Origin of the sequence: Edwardsiella sp. EA181011 (assembly GCF_000800725.1) — a bacterium.
Lineage (GTDB): Bacteria > Pseudomonadota > Gammaproteobacteria > Enterobacterales > Enterobacteriaceae > Edwardsiella > Edwardsiella anguillarum.
The window spans coordinates 1,376,477-1,394,054 of the sequence record NZ_CP011364.1 but is presented as its reverse complement, the minus strand read 5'-3'; the positions used below and the strand labels follow the sequence as shown (position 1 = coordinate 1,394,054).

Genomic DNA, 17,578 nt, shown 5'->3' with positions numbered 1-17,578 from the left:
TCGCAGACGCGTTTGCTCGAACATCTATCAGACAATCTGTGTGAGCACTACACAATTTCGTATCTTCAGGTTAAGGAGGTGATCCAACCGCAGGTTCCCCTACGGTTACCTTGTTACGACTTCACCCCAGTCATGAATCACAAAGTGGTAAGCGCCCTCCCGAAGGTTAAGCTACCTACTTCTTTTGCAACCCACTCCCATGGTGTGACGGGCGGTGTGTACAAGGCCCGGGAACGTATTCACCGTGGCATTCTGATCCACGATTACTAGCGATTCCGACTTCATGGAGTCGAGTTGCAGACTCCAATCCGGACTACGACGTACTTTATGAGGTCCGCTTTCTCTCGCGAGGTCGCTTCTCTTTGTATACGCCATTGTAGCACGTGTGTAGCCCTACTCGTAAGGGCCATGATGACTTGACGTCATCCCCACCTTCCTCCAGTTTATCACTGGCAGTCTCCTTTGAGTTCCCGGCCGAACCGCTGGCAACAAAGGATAAGGGTTGCGCTCGTTGCGGGACTTAACCCAACATTTCACAACACGAGCTGACGACAGCCATGCAGCACCTGTCTCAGCGTTCCCGAAGGCACTCCTGTATCTCTACAGGATTCGCTGGATGTCAAGAGTAGGTAAGGTTCTTCGCGTTGCATCGAATTAAACCACATGCTCCACCGCTTGTGCGGGCCCCCGTCAATTCATTTGAGTTTTAACCTTGCGGCCGTACTCCCCAGGCGGTCGATTTAACGCGTTAGCTTCGGAAGCCACGCCTCAAGGGCACAACCTCCAAATCGACATCGTTTACAGCGTGGACTACCAGGGTATCTAATCCTGTTTGCTCCCCACGCTTTCGCACCTGAGCGTCAGTCTTCGTCCAGGAGGCCGCCTTCGCCACCGGTATTCCTCCAGATCTCTACGCATTTCACCGCTACACCTGGAATTCTACCTCCCTCTACGAGACTCTAGCTTGCCAGTCTTGGATGCAGTTCCCAGGTTAAGCCCGGGGATTTCACATCCAACTTAACAAACCGCCTGCGTGCGCTTTACGCCCAGTAATTCCGATTAACGCTTGCACCCTCCGTATTACCGCGGCTGCTGGCACGGAGTTAGCCGGTGCTTCTTCTGTAGGTAACGTCAATTGTGAGCGCTATTAACGTTCACACCTTCCTCCCTACTGAAAGTACTTTACAACCCGAAGGCCTTCTTCATACACGCGGCATGGCTGCATCAGGCTTGCGCCCATTGTGCAATATTCCCCACTGCTGCCTCCCGTAGGAGTCTGGACCGTGTCTCAGTTCCAGTGTGGCTGGTCATCCTCTCAGACCAGCTAGGGATCGTCGCCTAGGTGAGCCATTACCCCACCTACTAGCTAATCCCATCTGGGTTCATCTGATGGCATGAGGCCCGAAGGTCCCCCACTTTGGTCTTGCGACGTTATGCGGTATTAGCTACCGTTTCCAGTAGTTATCCCCCTCCATCAGGCAGATCCCCAGACATTACTCACCCGTCCGCCGCTCGTCAGCGGAGAAAGCAAGCTTTCTCCCTGCTACCGCTCGACTTGCATGTGTTAAGCCTGCCGCCAGCGTTCAATCTGAGCCATGATCAAACTCTTCAATTAAAAGCTTGATGCTCAAAGAAATTAAACTGTTTATTCGTAATGAATTAACTGCTGTCACTCTTCAAGACTTTAAATATTTTGGCATTCCGAGGAATGCTTAATACGAATCTTGCGAGTGCCCACACAGATTGTCTGATAATTTGTTAAAGAGCAGTGACTTAGCAAGTTCTCCTTACCAAGTCGAGGTGGCGTATATTACGCTTTCCTCGGTGAGAGTCAACGTTTAATTTACCGTTTCACTCTCACTCTCCCCGGCTCATCCTGTGATGTTGTTCACATGTGCCGTGTCGATGGAGGCGCATTATAGGGAGATTACGCCGCCTGACAAGCCCTAATTACAACTTTTTTATCATTCGACCATTTTCCATACAGAGTGCGTTATTTTCATACCTTTTCCAGCCTTCTCTCCACCAGAAAAGGTAAAAGAAAGGGCAGCCATCAGGCTGCCCTCGTATTGCGCTATCGTGAATTACTGCTGTGCCACGATCTGCTCGCCGTCCAACGCCAGGGTAATCGGTTTGCCCGGCAACAGTTTCCCGGACAGGATCTGTTGTGCCAACGGGTTTTCGATCTCCTGTTGGATGGCACGCTTCAACGGACGTGCACCGTATACCGGGTCGAAGCCAGCCTGAGAGAGCTGATCCAACGCCGCCTCGCTCATCGTGACGCTGTAGCCCTTCTCTTCCAGACGCTGGTACAGACGCTGCAGCTGGATACGGGCGATCGCCTTGATATTCTCCTGACCCAACGGATGGAATACTACCGTTTCATCAATACGGTTAATGAACTCCGGTCTGAAATGGTGAGTGACTACGCTCATCACCAGCTCTTTCATTTCGCCATAGCTCAGGTCACCGAAGCGATCCTGGATCAGATCGGAGCCCAGGTTAGAGGTCATGATGACCACCGTATTACGAAAATCGACGGTGCGCCCCTGGCCATCGGTCAGGCGTCCATCGTCCAACACCTGTAGCAGGATGTTAAAGACATCTGGATGTGCCTTCTCGACCTCGTCGAGCAGGATCACCGAGTACGGACGACGGCGTACCGCCTCCGTCAAATAGCCACCCTCTTCATAGCCGACGTATCCCGGAGGGGCCCCGACCAAGCGGGAGACGGAGTGCTTCTCCATAAACTCGGACATATCAATACGCACCATGGCGTCATCACTGTCAAACAGGAAGTTCGCCAGCGCCTTACACAGCTCGGTTTTACCCACCCCGGTCGGGCCGAGGAACAGAAATGAGCCGATGGGACGGTTCGGGTCGGACAGCCCGGCGCGGCTACGGCGAATGGCGTTGGAGACGGCCTCAACCGCCTCATTCTGGCCGACGACGCGTTTATGCAGCTCATCTTCCATACGCAGCAGTTTTTCACGCTCGCCTTCCAGCATCCGCGATACCGGAATCCCGGTCCAGCGCGCCAGCACCTCGGCGATTTCGGCGTCGGTGACCTTATTGCGCAGCAGCTTCATGCTCTTGCCTTCGGCCTGCGTTGCAGCCTGCAGCTGCTTCTCCAGATCCGGCAATTTGCCGTACTGGATCTCAGACATCTGCGCAAGGTCACCGCTACGGCGTGCCTGCTCCAGCGCAATCTTGGCCTGTTCGATCTCGGCCTTGATATTCTGGGTACCGGTCAGCGCGGCCTTTTCTGCCTTCCACTCCTCTTCCAGCGAGGCATAGTCGCGCTCTTTCTCCTCCAGCTCGGTGTTCAGGATCTCAAGACGCTTCTTGCTGGCCTCGTCGGACTCTTTCTTCAGCGCCTGCTGCTCCAGCTTCAGCTGAATGATGCGCCGCTCCAAACGATCCAGCGTCTCCGGCTTGGAGTCGATCTGCATACGGATGCTGGAGGCGGCCTCGTCGATCAGGTCGATGGCCTTATCGGGCAGCTGGCGATCGGCGATATAGCGGTGCGACAGCGTGGCGGCCGCTACGATGGCTGGATCGGTGATCTGCACGTGATGGTGCAGCTCATAACGCTCCTTCAGCCCGCGCAGAATGGCAATGGTATCCTCGACGGACGGCTGCGCCACATAGACCTTCTGGAAACGGCGCTCCAGCGCGGCATCCTTCTCAATATACTGACGATACTCATCCAGGGTCGTCGCACCGACGCAGTGCAGCTCGCCGCGCGCCAGCGCCGGCTTCAGCATATTCCCCGCGTCCATGGCACCGTCGGCCTTACCGGCCCCGACCATGGTGTGCAGCTCATCGATAAACAGGATGACGCTGCCCTCCTGTTTGGCCAGATCGTTCAGCACCGCTTTCAAACGCTCTTCAAACTCACCGCGGAATTTCGCGCCGGCGATTAATGCCCCCATATCCAGAGAGAGCACGCGCTTGTGCTTCAGTCCCTCAGGGACCTCACCGTTGATGATGCGCTGGGCCAGCCCTTCGACGATGGCCGTTTTACCAACCCCGGGCTCCCCGATCAGCACCGGGTTATTTTTGGTGCGGCGCTGCAGTACTTGAATGGTGCGCCGGATCTCTTCGTCGCGCCCGATCACCGGATCCAGCTTGCCCTGCTCGGCACGCTCGGTCAGATCGATGGTGTACTTCTTCAGCGCCTGGCGCTGATCTTCCGCATTCTGATCGTCCACTTTCTCTCCTCCGCGCAGCTGCTCAACTGCAGCGCTGAGTTTTTGCGCAGACGCACCGGCGGCCTTCAACATATCGGCCAGTTTGCCGCGCTCTTCCATCGCGGCCAGAATAAACAGCTCTGACGATATGTAGGTGTCGCTGTGCTTTTGCGCTAATTTGTCACACAGGTTGAGAACCCGAATCAGCTCATTGGATGGCTGAACGTCGCCACCGGTCCCCTCCACCTGCGGCAGACGGGCAATCGCTTGTTCAAGGGACTGCTGAAACGCGCTGATATCGACGCCTGCAGATACCAGCAAAGGACGAACCGTGCCCCCATCCTGACTGAGCATCGCGCTCATCAGATGTATCGGTTCAATAAATTGGTTGTCACGCCCGAGTGCCAAAGACTGGGCGTCAGCGAGGGCTAACTGGAACTTGTTGGTTAAGCGATCCAGACGCATGTTTCCTCCGAGACGTATGCAAATTGCTTCTGGAGAATAAGTGTGGTCTAGACTGCACTTTTCAACCAAACTGTGACAATTATTTAATTATTTTTTGTTCAATTTAGAGTGGCACGTGAGGCGTACAGCGTCCCAAGGCCGCCGGACGCGGGCCTTGGGAGAAATACGTTAGGAGAACCAGATCAGCGAGGCCATGCGACCGGTCTGCGCCGCGCGACGATAGGAGAAAAAGCGCGATGCATCGCTCAACGTACAAAACTCGCCGCCGCTGATGCGGGTAACGCCCGCGGTCTGCAGGCGCTGGCGTGCCAGGGCGTAGATATCGGCCAGGTATTTACCGTCCGCAGTGGGCCGGAACGCGCTGATGCAGGCCCGATCGTGCTGGATAAACTGCGCCCGCACCTCGGCGCCCACCTCAAAGACCTCGGGGCCAATGGCCGGCCCGAGCCAGGCCATCACCGCACCGGGCACCGCATGAAAACGGCTCAGGGTCTGCTCTAAAACCCCATTGCATAACCCACGCCAGCCGGCATGGGCCGCCGCCACTTCGTTACCCTCATCACAGGTAAACAGCACGGGCAAACAGTCAGCCGTCATCACTGCGCACACCAGCCCCGGCGTGCGGGTATAGACCGCATCGGCACGCACGTCGTCATCGGTATGCCCGACCGCCAGCGTCAGCACCCGCGTACCGTGCACCTGATCCAGCCACACCGGCGGCGTCGGCAGATCCAGCGCCTGACACAGCCGCGCGCGGTTGGCCGCGACCCGCGCAGGATCGTCACCGACGTGCGCGCCCAGATTTAACGCGTCATAGGGCGGCAGACTAACGCCGCCGTCGCGGGTGGTCCCATAGGCAAAGACCCGCGGCGGCGCCGGCCAGCGTGGCACGATCGGTTTCATAGCCAGTCCATCTCATCCTTAAAGGTTTCGGCGTCCTCCTGCATTACCGCAATCAGGCGCTGCATATCTTCTGGAATCGGCGCATGCCACTCCATCTCAATACCGCTGATCGGGTGATACAGGCGCAGCATGGTCGCGTGCAGCGCCTGGCGATCGAACTCGCGTAGGATGCAGATAAACTCCGGCGACGCATCGCGCGGCGGGCGCGGGCGGCCGCCGTACAGCGGATCGCCCACCAACGGATGGTTAATGTGTGCCATATGCACACGGATCTGGTGAGTACGCCCGGTCTCCAGACGCAGGCGCAGGCGCGTATGGGCGCGGAAGTGCTCCATAATGCGATAGTGCGTCACCGCCGGTTTGCCCATCGGATGCACCGACATGTGGGTTCGCTTGGTCGGATGGCGCGCGATCGGCTCACGCACCGTGCCCCCGCGGTCATGGTGCCAATCGCGACAGCCTCATATTCACGAGTGATTTCACGCAGCTGCAGCGATTCGACCAGACGCGTCTGGGCCGGTACCGTTTTAGCGACCACCATCAGGCCGGTAGTGTCTTTATCCAGCCGGTGCACGATCCCGGCGCGCGGAACGTCGGCGATCGGCGGATAGTAATGCAGCAGCGCGTTGAGTACCGTACCGTCCGGGTTACCGGCGCCGGGGTGCACCACCAAATCGCGCGGCTTATTGATCACCAGGATGTCCTCGTCCTCGTAGACGATATCCAGCGCGATATCCTGCGCCTCCCAACGGTTCTCTTCCTCAATCAGGGCATCAATGGCAATATGCTCACCACCCAGAACCTTCTCTTTAGGCTTATTGATGATGAGCCCGTTCACGCTGACGCGTCCCTCCAGGATCCACTCTTTTATGCGTGAACGTGAATAATCAGGGAACAATTCCGCCAACGTCTGATCTAAGCGTTGACCGAGCTGGGATTCCGTCACCGTCGCGGTGAGCTGTACTTGTTGTGCCATAGTGAGTTTCTTTCGTTAACGTTGGGTTTTCTCGGCGTTGCCGTTTAAAATAATGTGCTATTGTAGCTGGTCTTTGCCGGGAGCTTAACGGAGAGTCACCCGGAACAACACAAAAAAGGGTAAGCAAAACGTCATGACGCGTATCAAATATCTGGTGGCTGCCACCACGTTGAGCCTGGCGCTGGTTGGTTGCTCCAGCTCCAAAGAGGCGGTGCCCGACAATCCTCCTGCAGAAATCTACGCCACTGCACAGCAAAAACTGCAGGACGGTAACTTTAAAGCGGCGATTACGCAACTGGAAGCGCTAGATAACCGCTATCCATTTGGCCCTTACTCTCAGCAGGTGCAGCTGGATCTGATCTACGCCTACTATAAATCGGCTGACCTGCCGATGGCACAGGCTACCATCGATCGCTTCATCCGTCTCAATCCGACCAGTCAAAACATGCCCTACGTACTGTACATGCGTGGTCTGACGGATATGGCCATGGACGACAGCGCGCTGCAGGGCTTCTTCGGCATCGACCGCTCTGACCGTGACCCCGAACATGCCCGCCAGGCTTTCCGTGACTTCAGCCAGTTGGTACAGCGTTACCCGAACAGCCCCTACACGGCCGATGCCACCAAGCGTCTGCTCTTCCTGAAAAACCGGCTTGCCAAACACGAACTAGCCGTCGCCCGCTTCTACACCAAGCGCGGGGCCTATGTCGCCGTGGTGAACCGCGTAGAGCAGATGCTGCGCAACTATCCGGATACCCAGGCCACCCGCGACGCGCTGCCGCTGATGGAGAACGCCTACCGTCAGATGGGCCTGAACGGCGAAGCCGACAAGGTACAAAAAATCATCGCGTTCAACGGCGACAAAGCATAGCGCCAGCGCTGAGACAGATAAATAGCAAAGGCAGCCCATCGGCTGCCTTTCGTTTGATCCGCGCAGACACGCAGAATAGAAGCTGAGAGGCGCGCCCCGCCTGGGGGATATTTCGGCCACGGCCCATCCTAGGCTGCGCCAATTTTTCCGCCTTAACTTCGCCATCATGCGCATAAATTTCCGCTGACTCAAGCGCTATTTTCAGCACTTTTCACCAGAATCACAAAACCACTTAACTTTGCAAAAAGTGACAAAAATCCGTGATTTTCCTCTCACACTTTGCTCCGCGGCGCGTTATGCTGAAATCACCAAGACGGAAAAGACAGAGAGGTATCTGTATGACTATCAGCATTACCAGCAAACAAATGGAAATCACTGCTGCCATCCGTGAACATGTCGAAGACCGTCTCAGCAAACTGGACAAATGGCAAACGCACCTGATTAACCCGCATATCATTCTGTCTAAGGAGCCGCAGGGGTTTGTGGTTGACGCCACGATTAACACGCCCAATGGTCAACTGGTCGCCAGTGCCAAGCATGAAGACATGTATGCCGCGATCAACGAGCTGCTGAACAAGCTGGAGCGCCAGCTAAACAAAGTCCAGCATAAGGGCGAAGCTCGCCGCGCCCATACCAGCGTAAAAGACGCTAATCTGCAGGCTGCTGCCAGCGAATAACCTAAAACGAGCCCTTTTATTTAGAGATAACGCGCCCCATGGGCGCGTTTTTTGTATCAATAAAAAACATTGACAGGAAAAAAGTATCACGGTTAACGTAGGGTATGACTCACCGTGGAGCTGCGTTATGTCACCTCGCCCGCTGTTCTTGCGCTGCTTTTTTCCGACTCTGCGGCCGGGAGGCGTCGCTCCGCGCTAAGAAAGCAGCGCAAGAACGACGTAAAGCCTCCCCCCGGGAGGCTTTTTTTATGCGCGCCACCACTGCATCAAGCTGATTAAGGGCCCCTGATGAGCACACCTAATCCATTATTGACGCTGCGCGAGCAGATTAGCGCCGTCGACAGCCAGCTGCTGGCGCTGCTGGGCGAACGCCGCTGCCTGGCCGAACAGGTCGCCCGCACCAAACAGGCGCTGCATCACCCGGTTCGCGACCGGGCCAGAGAGCGCGACCTGCTGCACAGCCTGATTGAGCAGGGCAAACCGCTGCAGCTTGACGCGTATTTTATTACTCGCCTGTTTCAACTGATTATCGAAGACTCGGTGCTGACCCAACAGGCGCTGTTACAGCAGTCACACCTGGCCGCCGACGCCACCGCACGCATCGCCTTTCTCGGCCCCAAAGGCTCCTATTCCCATCTGGCCGCCCGCCGCTATGCCGCGCGCCATTTTGACCAGGTGCTGGAGTGCGGCTGCCCACGTTTTCAAGACGTCGTCGCCCAGGTCGAAAGCGGCCAAGCCGACTATGGCGTACTGCCGATTGAAAACACCTCATCCGGTGCCATTAACGACGTCTACGATCTGCTGCAGCACACCAGCCTCGCTATCGTCGGAGAGCTGACGCTGCCTATCAAGCACTGCCTGCTGATCGCCGGGGAAGGCGATATCAGCGCGCTGACCACCGTCTACAGTCACCCCCAGCCGTTTCAGCAGTGCAGCCAGTTCCTCAGCCGCTACCCACAGTGGCATATTGAATACTGTGAAAGCACCGCCGCTGCGATGGAGAAGGTCGCCGCGCTGCGCTCTCCCCAAGCGGCCGCCCTGGGCAGCGCCGACGGCGGCAATCTGTATGGCCTGCAGCCGCTGGCGCACGATCTGGCCAATCAGGCCCAGAACATGACCCGGTTCATCGTCCTGGCACGCAAAGCGATCGAGGTTAATCCCCGCATCGCTGCCAAAACCACGCTGATCATGGCGACGGGCCAACAGCCCGGGGCGCTGGTCGATGCGCTGCTGGCCTTCCGCGAGCAGTATATTGTCATCACCAAGCTGGAGTCACGGCCAATCAACGGCAATCCGTGGGAGGAGATGTTCTATCTGGATGTACAGGCTAATCTGAATGACCCTGCAATGCAGCGGGCGCTGCATGACCTACGGGCGCTCACCCGATCGCAGAAAGTCCTGGGCTGCTACCCGAGTGAAAACGTGGTGCCGATCGCCCCAAGCGAGCAAGCATAGGCCTGATACCGCCGCGGCATCAGCCGCGGCGATCGTGCGCCTGGCTCAGCAGCGCCCGGCTCTCATCCTGAAAACGCTGCGCGTCGTCGCCGAACCAGCGGGCGATACGCTGAAACGTCTCGATAAACGCCTCTTTATTCTGCCCGTCGAGCAGTCTGATCGCTTCACCAAAGCGCTGATAATAGCGCTTGATCAGCGCCAGATTATCCGGCGATGCCATAATGATGTCAGCATACAGCTGCGCATCTTGCGCAAACAGACGCCCTACCATCATCAGCTCCAGACGATAAATCGGCGAGGAGAGCGCCAGCAACTGCTCCATGCTGACATTCTCTTCGGCCAGATGCAGCCCATAGGCAAAGGTGGCAAAGTGACGCAGCGCCTGAATAAACGCCATATTCTGATCGTGCTGTACCGCGCTGATGCGATGCAGGCGGGCGCCCCAAACCTGCAGCTGCTCCAGTAGCCACTGATAAGCCTGCGGCTGTCGACCGTCGCAGTAGACGATCACCTGCTTAGCAAAGCTGCCGACGTCCGGGCCAAACATGGGATGCAGCCCGACGACGGGCCCGCTGTGCGCTGCCAGCATCGCCCGCATAGGTCCCCCCTTCACCGACGCCAGATCGACCAGCAGGCAATCCGCCGGCAGCGGCGGCAGGCGGGCTATCGCGGCCTCGGTCAAATGGATCGGTACGCTGATCATCACCATACCGGCATCGGCGCAAAGCGCCTCGGCCCGCGGCCAATCCTGCGTCTCCAGTATGCGCACCGAGTAGCCCGATAGGCGCAGCATCCGGGCAAACAGCCGCCCCATCTGCCCCGCGCCACCGACGATCACCACCGGGCGTAGCGCCGGATTCAGCGCCTTAAATCCCTTGTCATTTTCACTGAGGTAGGACTCCCGCATCACCCGACGCAGTACGTCCTCAATCAGATCCGGCGAGACGCCAAGCAGCTGCGCCTCCGCCCGGCGCGACGCCAGCATCGCCGCCTCTCGTTCCGGCACATAGACCGGCAGGCCATAGCGGCTCTTGACCTCCCCCACCTGGGCGACCAACTGTAAACGGCGCGCTAACAGCCCCAGCAGCGCCTTATCGACCTCATCAATGCTATCGCGCAGTGCGCTCAGTTCCGCCACCATCGTCTATCATGCCTCCCGATCGCGCCGCCGCGGCGCCAGTTGACGCTGCATATCGCGCAGCAACGTTTCCGTTGTCGTCCAGTCAATGCAGCCATCCGTCACGGACACGCCATAGCGCATAGCGCTGCGCGGCTGCTCCGAGCTCTGACTACCGGCGTCCAGGTTGCTCTCCAGCATCACACCGATAATGGTGCGGTTCCCCCCCGCGATCTGCGCAATGACCGACTGCGCGACCTGCGGCTGACGCCGGTAGTCCTTGTTGGAGTTGCCGTGGCTGCAGTCAACCATCAGCAGCGGGCGCAGACCGGCCTGTACCATCTGAGCCTCGCACTGCGCAACATCCTGCGCGCTGTAGTTTGGCGTCCGCCCTCCGCGCAGAATAACATGACCATCGGGGTTTCCCTGCGTCTGCAGCAGGCAGACCTGCCCCGCCTGATTGATGCCGACGAAGCGATGCGGCATCGCCGCTGCCTTCATCGCATTAATCGCGGTCTCTAGGCTACCGTCGGTGCCGTTTTTAAAGCCGACGGGCATCGACAGGCCAGAGGCCATCTCGCGATGGGTCTGCGACTCGGTGGTTCGCGCGCCGATGGCCGACCAGCTGAACAGATCGCCCAGATACTGCGGCGAGTTGGGATCCAGCGCCTCGGTCGCCAGCGGCAACCCCATATCGACCAGCTGCAGCAGCAGGCGACGGGCGATGTTCAACCCGGCCTCAACGTCAAAAGAGCCGTCCATATAGGGATCGTTAATCAGCCCTTTCCAGCCCACCGTGGTACGCGGCTTCTCAAAATAGACCCGCATGACGACGTAGAGCCGATCGCCAACGCTCTGCGCCAGCGCCCGCAGACGGCGCCCATACTCAAGGGCGGCATCGACATCATGGATCGAGCAGGGGCCGCAGATCACCAGCAGACGCGAGTCGCGCCCAGCCAGAATATCGGCGATCTCGCGGCGGGAGGCGGCGATGTGCGCCTGCTGGACCTCGGTCAGCGGGAAGCGGGCCTTTAGCTCCTCCGGCGTAATCAAAATCTGCTCATCGCTGATATGGACGTTATTCACGGCGTCTTTTTGCATCATCATTACAGTACCTGCCTATCTGGGAGTGGTTATCTCGGCGCGGCCGCCGTGCTTCTATTCAGGCTACATTAACATGCGCAGTAAACTTTTCAATCCATATATGTAAACAATATCGTACAATCATCTTTACACGTCACCGAGCAGCAAAATTTGAAGTATCACGCAGTTTCATTGTCGATTACACCGCGAAGTTAAAGACACATGCTAGGCTGTGCCCGCTGACCATCCGCGACGCGCCGGCGGCTTGCCGCCCGATCCTGTTCGCTCTGGGGAGAAAAGATGTTAACCGCTATCATTGTCGACGATGAACAGCCGGCCCGTGACGAGCTGACTACGCTGCTGCAGCGCTATCCTGAAATAACGCAGGTTGCCAGCTGCGCCAACGCCCTGGAGGCGATTCCCGTCATTCATCGCCTGCGCCCCGACGTACTGTTTCTCGATATCCAGATGCCACGCATCAGCGGGTTAGAGCTGGTTAACATGCTGGATCCGGACAGCCAGCCCTACATCGTCTTCATTACCGCCTTCGACGAATACGCCATCCAGGCGTTTGAACAGCACGCCTTTGACTATCTGCTAAAACCAATCGACTGCGCCAGGCTGCAAAAAACCCTGGATCGCCTGCTGCGCGGGTGTGCGGTGCGACAAAATCTACAGCCTCTGCAGGAGCCACAGCTGCGGCATATACCCTGTCACGGACTCAACCGCATCTTTTTGCTCAAGCTGGATGAGATTGAATATCTGTCGTCAGAATTAAGCGGAATTCACGTCGTCGGCGCTCAGCAAAGCGGCTATACCCAGCTGACCCTCAAAACGCTGGAGGAGAAAACGCCCTTCGTCCGCTGTCATCGTCAGTACATGGTGAACGTCGATCGCCTGAGCGAAATCCAGCTGCTGGATAACGGCGCCGCCGAGGTATTGACCCACAGCGGAAGACGCATTCCGGTCAGCCGCCGCTACCTGAAAAATTTAAAAGAACATCTGGGGATCGCCTAATGCCTCCGCGAATAGACTGATTAGCTCGCCTGATAAAATATCATGCTGGCATCGTCCGCTGGCGTGGATAAAAATAGCCGAGCCGGCGTGCCACCTCAGATTTTATTATATTTCATATACTCATAACACGCTGATCGCTAATCCTCATCCGTTCATCATTCCACGCACATCCATTTTATAAGATCGCTGCAATAAAGGTTATATTTCCGCTTTATTACTACGAAATAATCTACCATTCATCGATGGGTACCCCCTTTGGGGTGCCGACCTGTCCTATCCGTGTGAGAACGGAGACATGATCCAGCGTCAGCGCCGCAAACGAAATGCTAGCGACCGCGCTAAACCGAACGAGACAATAAAATATTGCGGTGCATATAAAATATTTTGTGCACTTTTGCATCCGTTTTGCATAAAATAAACAGCATAGAAGTTAGCGCATATTATTTTATGCTTACCCATCGGTAGCGCGAGCTCTCTGCCCTGCGCCAGTAACATTGATTAAATATGATGAATACAACTGTCTCATTTGAAGCCAAAGGCTATGAGGATATTCCTGCGCTATTAGCCTTTCTGCAGCGGAATCTACAGTGTGGAGAGCTGAGCATCGAAATGACCGCTGATGATTTCTATGCGCAGGCCACGATCACCGCGCTGGAGAACGGCGCCCACTTCATGACCATGAACGCCTGCGGCTACCGTATTGAACATCATATCGCCTGCGATCTGCACAATCGGCGGCTATACCTTATCTACTCCGATCACAAGATGCAGTGGGGTGAAGAGGGGCTCAACTGCACCCTGCCCTATCGGGACTCTTTTCTGATCGACAGCACCAAAAGCTTCCGTATCGCCTCGCCGGGATATCAAAAAACACGCTCTTTCGGCATCCCATTTTCCCTGCTGGGCGATCGGCTGGAGCATGTGATCAATGGATTAACCGGAAGGAAGCTCTCGACGATCAAGTATGGGGATGAGATCAACAAAATCCTATCGACCACCTATCATGCGCCGGGGCTCGCCGAACGCCTAGACATCGTGACCAACCTGATCAAGGTGATCACCTACAATGAACCTCCTGAGGGCAACGGTAAATACGATCGTATCGTCAAAAAAATCACCATGAATATTTACGATGAGTCCCTCACGCTGCCCAAGCTGGCGCATCTGTGCGCCATGTCAGCCCGCACCATTCAGTATATCCTGGCGTCGCACGGTACCTCGTTTAACCGTCTGAGCGCCGATATTCGACTCAGGCTACTGTGCGAAAACATACACAAGATGAAAAACAAAAGAATCAACGAGATCGTCTTTCTCAGCGGCTATAACTCGTTTTCAACGGCGGCCAGACATTTTAAGCGTAAATTCAATCAGTCAATCACCGATTATCTCAGCGCCAGTGGTCAATAGCCGTCCCCGCTTATAGGCAGTATTTTATGTAGTATCCCTCCAGCGACTCGCGGTAATAGCGTCTGAAGTTCCGCGAGGCGGTCAGCAGCGAGCGATAGCCGCAGCCGCTGGCCAGCTCGACTAAAGACTGCGAGGGGTTACGCTGCATCTCTCTCAGCAGGCGATCTAGGCGAGCCTGGATCAGGACATCTTGAAAACGCGTATTCTGCTGCGCAAACACATACTGAATCGAGCGCTTGGACATCCCGCTGACGCTGACCAGCCCCTCGAGGGAAAAGCTGCGCTCTACACAGTGTTCGTCTATCAGGCTACTGAGATAGGCGAACTTATTCAGCGTACGCCCCAGTGACATCCCACAGGAGATAATCAACAGGTTGACCAGCGCCGCCACCTTTTCCTGCAGCGCCGCCACGCTATGACATTCTGCGGCCAGCTTATTGATCAGCTTGCCAAAGGGCAGCGTCGAGGCCAGGCGCCCATCAAACATTGGGGTAACCGCCTGCGCATGCGGACCAAAGCTGGTGGCGGGAATCAGTACCGAGATGGTCGCCCGAGGGACCGCCGAATCCAGGATAAACGGCAGCCCACCGTTCATCAACACGCACTCCTTACTGCGCACGGCGATCGCCCGCCCACCCAGCGTACACCGCAGCGGTGCATCCGAATACACGATGCCGAACACGGGTTCAGAGTATTCACACTTCTCGATAACGCCCGGCGTGGTGCGGATGACTATCACCCTCTCCCCACTGGCCAGATGGTGAATCTCACTCTCACCAAAAAAATCATCATTATGCACATTAATTTTTATCTTGCCGCAGCGTGCCTGCTGTTGGAAAAAGTCGCCCCATCCTGAAAAATGCTCGATGCCGTATGCAAAGAATGTGCGTGTAATAATGTCCGCCATAGATCCACACCCTTAAAATAAGAAAAATTGTACACAGGCAAACTTAATCGTGCCGGCAGTAGACGCAACCTACGTCAAAATATGCAGCCTCCCATTTTTCTTAATATTTTGATGCCGTTCGATATATATCCAGCGACGCCCTTCACATCCGCAATAATCCGGCATGAAGGGCAGAACCCTGAATATATGGTTAAAGCGTTTTTACACACATCGCCATTCTGAGCGTCGGCCACCCATTGTTAGCGATCAGCTCTGTTGCAAGATATCCCGTCATTCGGCCAACGCTATAGCGGACGCTACGGCTCTCATCGGTATATTCCGCGCTCCAGCTCTGTTCGGCGCCAAACATGACGTCTAGCCTGGTAATATCTCCCCACTCCGACCACAGCGGGCCAACCGCACGCCAGCCCGTTTGACCTTTATAAACGGCAGTGGTCACCCAACGGTAGCTGGGCACCTCGTAACCGCGCCTTGCGGCACAATAGGCATCGGCCGCCGCACTGGAAATATACTCAATGCCATTGCTGATAAACCAGCGCGATACGGTAAAGCGGTAGGAGACGTCATGACCATAGCGCTTAGACCTCGCCGTGATCGTAACCTCTTGGCGCGCCGTCGGTTCGGCCAGAAACTGCACGTAGCCACCGCTGTCGACCATGACCCACTCCGATGCGCTGCTGCGCCACTCATAGTCGGCGTTTTGCGCACTGTCACCGTTAATTTCCAATAAAAACTTAGCATTGGCAAAACCCGTCGTCGGAAACCCTGCGCTGGCATCAAAGCGTGCGCCGTTAACCATCACCGCGGTAAACCGATCGTTTGGCACAAAGTGGGTATCCAGCGCAGACTGTCGGTTATTACTCAGCGTAGCGCTCACCCGGCTGACACCAACCGCCGTACTGCTCAACGAGACCTCGGCGACCCCATCCTCGCCGGTGGTAACCTGCGTCTCCTCCAGCGTGGCGCCGTTATCCGCCGAGAACACGACGCGCTGATGACTCAGCGGTGTCCCCGCGGCGTTCGTCACCCGCGCGCGCACCTGATTTTTATCAACGCCGTCGGCCTTCGCGTTGTCCCGGAGCAGCGTGAGGTTGCCGCTCAAAATCCACGCTTCATTATCCCTCTCGGGCTTTAATACCGTGATCCGCGTAGTACTGATATTCGAGCGCTGTCCTCGGGTATCATAGGCCATAACATCGATATGATAGATATTCTCCCCATTGTCATTATACGGGGGATATGTGATTTGCAACCGATTGTTTGGCAACATCATGATCTGCCCTCCAGCAGCAACTAACGCCGCGGAGCGCATCCACTGTAGATTGCGTACGCCATACTTGCTGACCACCTCGGTATATATTTCACTGCTATTACCGGGATACCCCTCAAGATATTCAGTACTTTTAATTTTTAGCATCTGCTGCTCTTGGTACTGCAGGACAATATTATGATTCCGCTCCACTAGGTCATAGCGGGTTTTTACTATTGTCCTTGCGGCGATCAGCTCGGCGGGATCAAGCTGAGGCAGCACCTCAGCGCCAATACGATAATTTATTTGTAGCCCCAGCTGAGTATCCTGATTTCCCTGTTTACCCAAGCGCTGCTTAACCTCCAGCGTCAACAGCGAGAATGGCGTGTACTTCCCTCCTATCGTAATGGCATAAGGGTTACGCTGCAGATGCTCTTTACCAAAAAGCGCAACGCTATCGCCAAAATAGTGCTCATATATCAGCGCTCCCCCAGCTGAGGCTGTGCCGGAAGCCAGCCGTTGACGCGCAGATCGACCCCGTTGGCCGGCCGCTCATTATAGTCGCTGCGATCGCGCGACGGATGCCACTCCGTCAGCCCGAGGTAACCGTTAGCCGACAGTTGAAAATAGTCAGTCCAGAGCTCGGCGCCGAGCCCGATACGCCTGTTTTGCCCTGTGAAATCATTATCATAAAAAGCATTCCCACCCATAATCCACTCACAGTGAATGAGCCGGGCACCGATTCCAACATTCGCAATATTACGCCGATCCTTATTCCTGAAACCCAGCTGTGTAAACAGGATAGACGCCTGTGAATCATACAGCGGCAGCTGCCAGTCCAGAGCGCTCTCTGCCAATGAAAAATACCGATCGGTATTTAGCTGGATCCGCGCGCTCCCATAGCGATTTAGCCATTGCCCTATCTGATCATTTACCGCCGACGTCGCCATGGTACGCGCTATATTATGTAACGCATCCGCCCGCCCCGATGCAGCTAGCGCGCTACCCATGCCGCGAATGGGCAGTGCATCCAGAGGGCGGTGTTCTTGAGTCAATGACTCAGCGCTTTCATGCTTTTTATTATTCTTTATGGCAATGACATCGCTTATTGGTTCGTCAATAATTTTCCCGCCATCGGCGTTTTCAATCTGGTGTATAGCCATCGACCGCTGACCTATTTCACCATACAAAACAACCGCTCCACCCCGTATTACTGACACGCTGGAAATGCTACCGACCTTATCCTGGATAGCGTAGT

11 protein-coding genes, 1 rRNA gene, 2 pseudogenes and 1 other annotated feature are annotated in these 17,578 nt (G+C 56.1%); of the genes and pseudogenes, 5 read left to right on the top strand and 9 right to left on the bottom strand.

The window, feature by feature from the left end; translation table 11 throughout:
- Window positions 1-71: 71 nt before the first annotated feature.
- The 4 genes and pseudogenes from QY76_RS06160 to rluD all read right to left on the bottom strand — a co-directional run bounded on the left by QY76_RS06160 (window position 72) and on the right by rluD (window position 6,537).
- Window positions 72-1,615: ribosomal RNA gene (locus QY76_RS06160) — 16S ribosomal RNA — on the bottom strand.
- Between the two features lie 469 nt (window positions 1,616-2,084).
- On the bottom strand, window positions 2,085-4,658 hold the full coding sequence (gene clpB, locus QY76_RS06155; protein WP_045426829.1) for an ATP-dependent chaperone ClpB: 2,574 nt from the start codon (window positions 4,656-4,658) through the stop codon (window positions 2,085-2,087).
- 168 nt (window positions 4,659-4,826) lie between these two features.
- Window positions 4,827-5,561 (bottom strand): peptidoglycan editing factor PgeF, encoded by a 735-nt coding sequence (pgeF, locus tag QY76_RS06150; protein WP_034164593.1) that lies wholly within the window; start codon window positions 5,559-5,561, stop codon window positions 4,827-4,829.
- A pseudogene (gene rluD, locus QY76_RS06145) lies at window positions 5,558-6,537 on the bottom strand (23S rRNA pseudouridine(1911/1915/1917) synthase RluD). The gene pgeF and the pseudogene rluD overlap by 4 nt, the downstream one beginning before the upstream one ends.
- Before the next feature lie 133 nt (window positions 6,538-6,670).
- On the opposite strand from rluD, the gene bamD reads away from it, so the two are divergent.
- From bamD to pheA, 3 genes are all read left to right on the top strand, one after another.
- On the top strand, window positions 6,671-7,408 hold the full coding sequence (gene bamD, locus QY76_RS06140) for an outer membrane protein assembly factor BamD (protein WP_034164595.1): 738 nt from the start codon (window positions 6,671-6,673) through the stop codon (window positions 7,406-7,408).
- A 338-nt stretch (window positions 7,409-7,746) separates the two neighbouring features.
- Window positions 7,747-8,085 carry a ribosome-associated translation inhibitor RaiA gene (gene raiA, locus QY76_RS06135; RefSeq protein WP_034164596.1) on the top strand — a complete coding sequence of 113 codons (339 nt, stop codon included), beginning with the start codon at window positions 7,747-7,749 and terminating at the stop codon, window positions 8,083-8,085.
- A gap of 126 nt (window positions 8,086-8,211) precedes the next feature.
- Window positions 8,212-8,335, top strand: a sequence feature (Phe leader region).
- Window positions 8,336-8,373: 38 nt separating this feature from the next.
- Window positions 8,374-9,540, top strand: a complete 1,167-nt coding sequence (gene pheA / locus QY76_RS06130; RefSeq protein WP_045426826.1) for a bifunctional chorismate mutase/prephenate dehydratase — start codon at window positions 8,374-8,376, stop codon at window positions 9,538-9,540.
- A gap of 19 nt (window positions 9,541-9,559) precedes the next feature.
- Here the strand turns inward: pheA and tyrA are convergent, their stop codons facing one another.
- Both tyrA and QY76_RS06120 read right to left on the bottom strand, forming a co-directional pair.
- Window positions 9,560-10,681, bottom strand: coding sequence for a bifunctional chorismate mutase/prephenate dehydrogenase (gene tyrA, locus QY76_RS06125; protein WP_034164598.1), 1,122 nt, complete (start codon window positions 10,679-10,681; stop codon window positions 9,560-9,562).
- Window positions 10,682-10,687: 6 nt separating this feature from the next.
- Window positions 10,688-11,758 carry a 3-deoxy-7-phosphoheptulonate synthase gene (locus QY76_RS06120; RefSeq protein WP_034164615.1) on the bottom strand — a complete coding sequence of 357 codons (1,071 nt, stop codon included), beginning with the start codon at window positions 11,756-11,758 and terminating at the stop codon, window positions 10,688-10,690.
- Between the two features lie 282 nt (window positions 11,759-12,040).
- Between QY76_RS06120 and btsR the strand changes: the two genes are divergently transcribed.
- Window positions 12,041-12,757: a two-component system response regulator BtsR gene (gene btsR, locus QY76_RS06115; protein WP_034164599.1), complete on the top strand. Its 717-nt coding sequence runs from the start codon at window positions 12,041-12,043 to the stop codon at window positions 12,755-12,757.
- Window positions 12,758-13,261: 504 nt separating this feature from the next.
- Window positions 13,262-14,164 carry a helix-turn-helix domain-containing protein gene (locus QY76_RS06110; RefSeq protein WP_034164600.1) on the top strand — a complete coding sequence of 301 codons (903 nt, stop codon included), beginning with the start codon at window positions 13,262-13,264 and terminating at the stop codon, window positions 14,162-14,164.
- A 10-nt stretch (window positions 14,165-14,174) separates the two neighbouring features.
- On the opposite strand, the gene QY76_RS06105 is transcribed toward QY76_RS06110, so the two are convergent.
- The 3 genes and pseudogenes from QY76_RS06105 to QY76_RS19180 all read right to left on the bottom strand — a co-directional run.
- Window positions 14,175-15,071 (bottom strand): AraC family transcriptional regulator, encoded by an 897-nt coding sequence (locus QY76_RS06105; RefSeq protein ID WP_045426823.1) that lies wholly within the window; start codon window positions 15,069-15,071, stop codon window positions 14,175-14,177.
- A 190-nt stretch (window positions 15,072-15,261) separates the two neighbouring features.
- Complete coding sequence (locus QY76_RS19185) at window positions 15,262-16,173, bottom strand: Ig-like domain-containing protein (RefSeq protein WP_235439474.1); 912 nt, start codon at window positions 16,171-16,173, stop codon at window positions 15,262-15,264.
- A 408-nt stretch (window positions 16,174-16,581) separates the two neighbouring features.
- Window positions 16,582-17,270 (bottom strand): annotated as a pseudogene (locus QY76_RS19180) (inverse autotransporter beta domain-containing protein); the annotation flags it as partial.
- Between the last annotated feature and the right edge of the window lie 308 nt (window positions 17,271-17,578).

Bases quoted from the DNA above. Each gene is read 5' to 3' on its own strand.
- pgeF (WP_034164593.1), bottom strand. From the start codon at position 5,561: ATGAAACCGATCGTGCCACGCTGGCCGGCGCCGCCGCGGGTCTTTGCC.
- btsR (WP_034164599.1), top strand. From the start codon at position 12,041: ATGTTAACCGCTATCATTGTCGACGATGAACAGCCGGCCCGTGACGAG.
- pheA (WP_045426826.1), top strand. From the start codon at position 8,374: ATGAGCACACCTAATCCATTATTGACGCTGCGCGAGCAGATTAGCGCC.
- QY76_RS06105 (WP_045426823.1), bottom strand. From the start codon at position 15,071: ATGGCGGACATTATTACACGCACATTCTTTGCATACGGCATCGAGCAT.
- bamD (WP_034164595.1), top strand. From the start codon at position 6,671: ATGACGCGTATCAAATATCTGGTGGCTGCCACCACGTTGAGCCTGGCG.
- clpB (WP_045426829.1), bottom strand. From the start codon at position 4,658: ATGCGTCTGGATCGCTTAACCAACAAGTTCCAGTTAGCCCTCGCTGAC.
- tyrA (WP_034164598.1), bottom strand. From the start codon at position 10,681: ATGGTGGCGGAACTGAGCGCACTGCGCGATAGCATTGATGAGGTCGAT.
- QY76_RS06120 (WP_034164615.1), bottom strand. From the start codon at position 11,758: ATGCAAAAAGACGCCGTGAATAACGTCCATATCAGCGATGAGCAGATT.
- QY76_RS06110 (WP_034164600.1), top strand. From the start codon at position 13,262: ATGATGAATACAACTGTCTCATTTGAAGCCAAAGGCTATGAGGATATT.
- raiA (WP_034164596.1), top strand. From the start codon at position 7,747: ATGACTATCAGCATTACCAGCAAACAAATGGAAATCACTGCTGCCATC.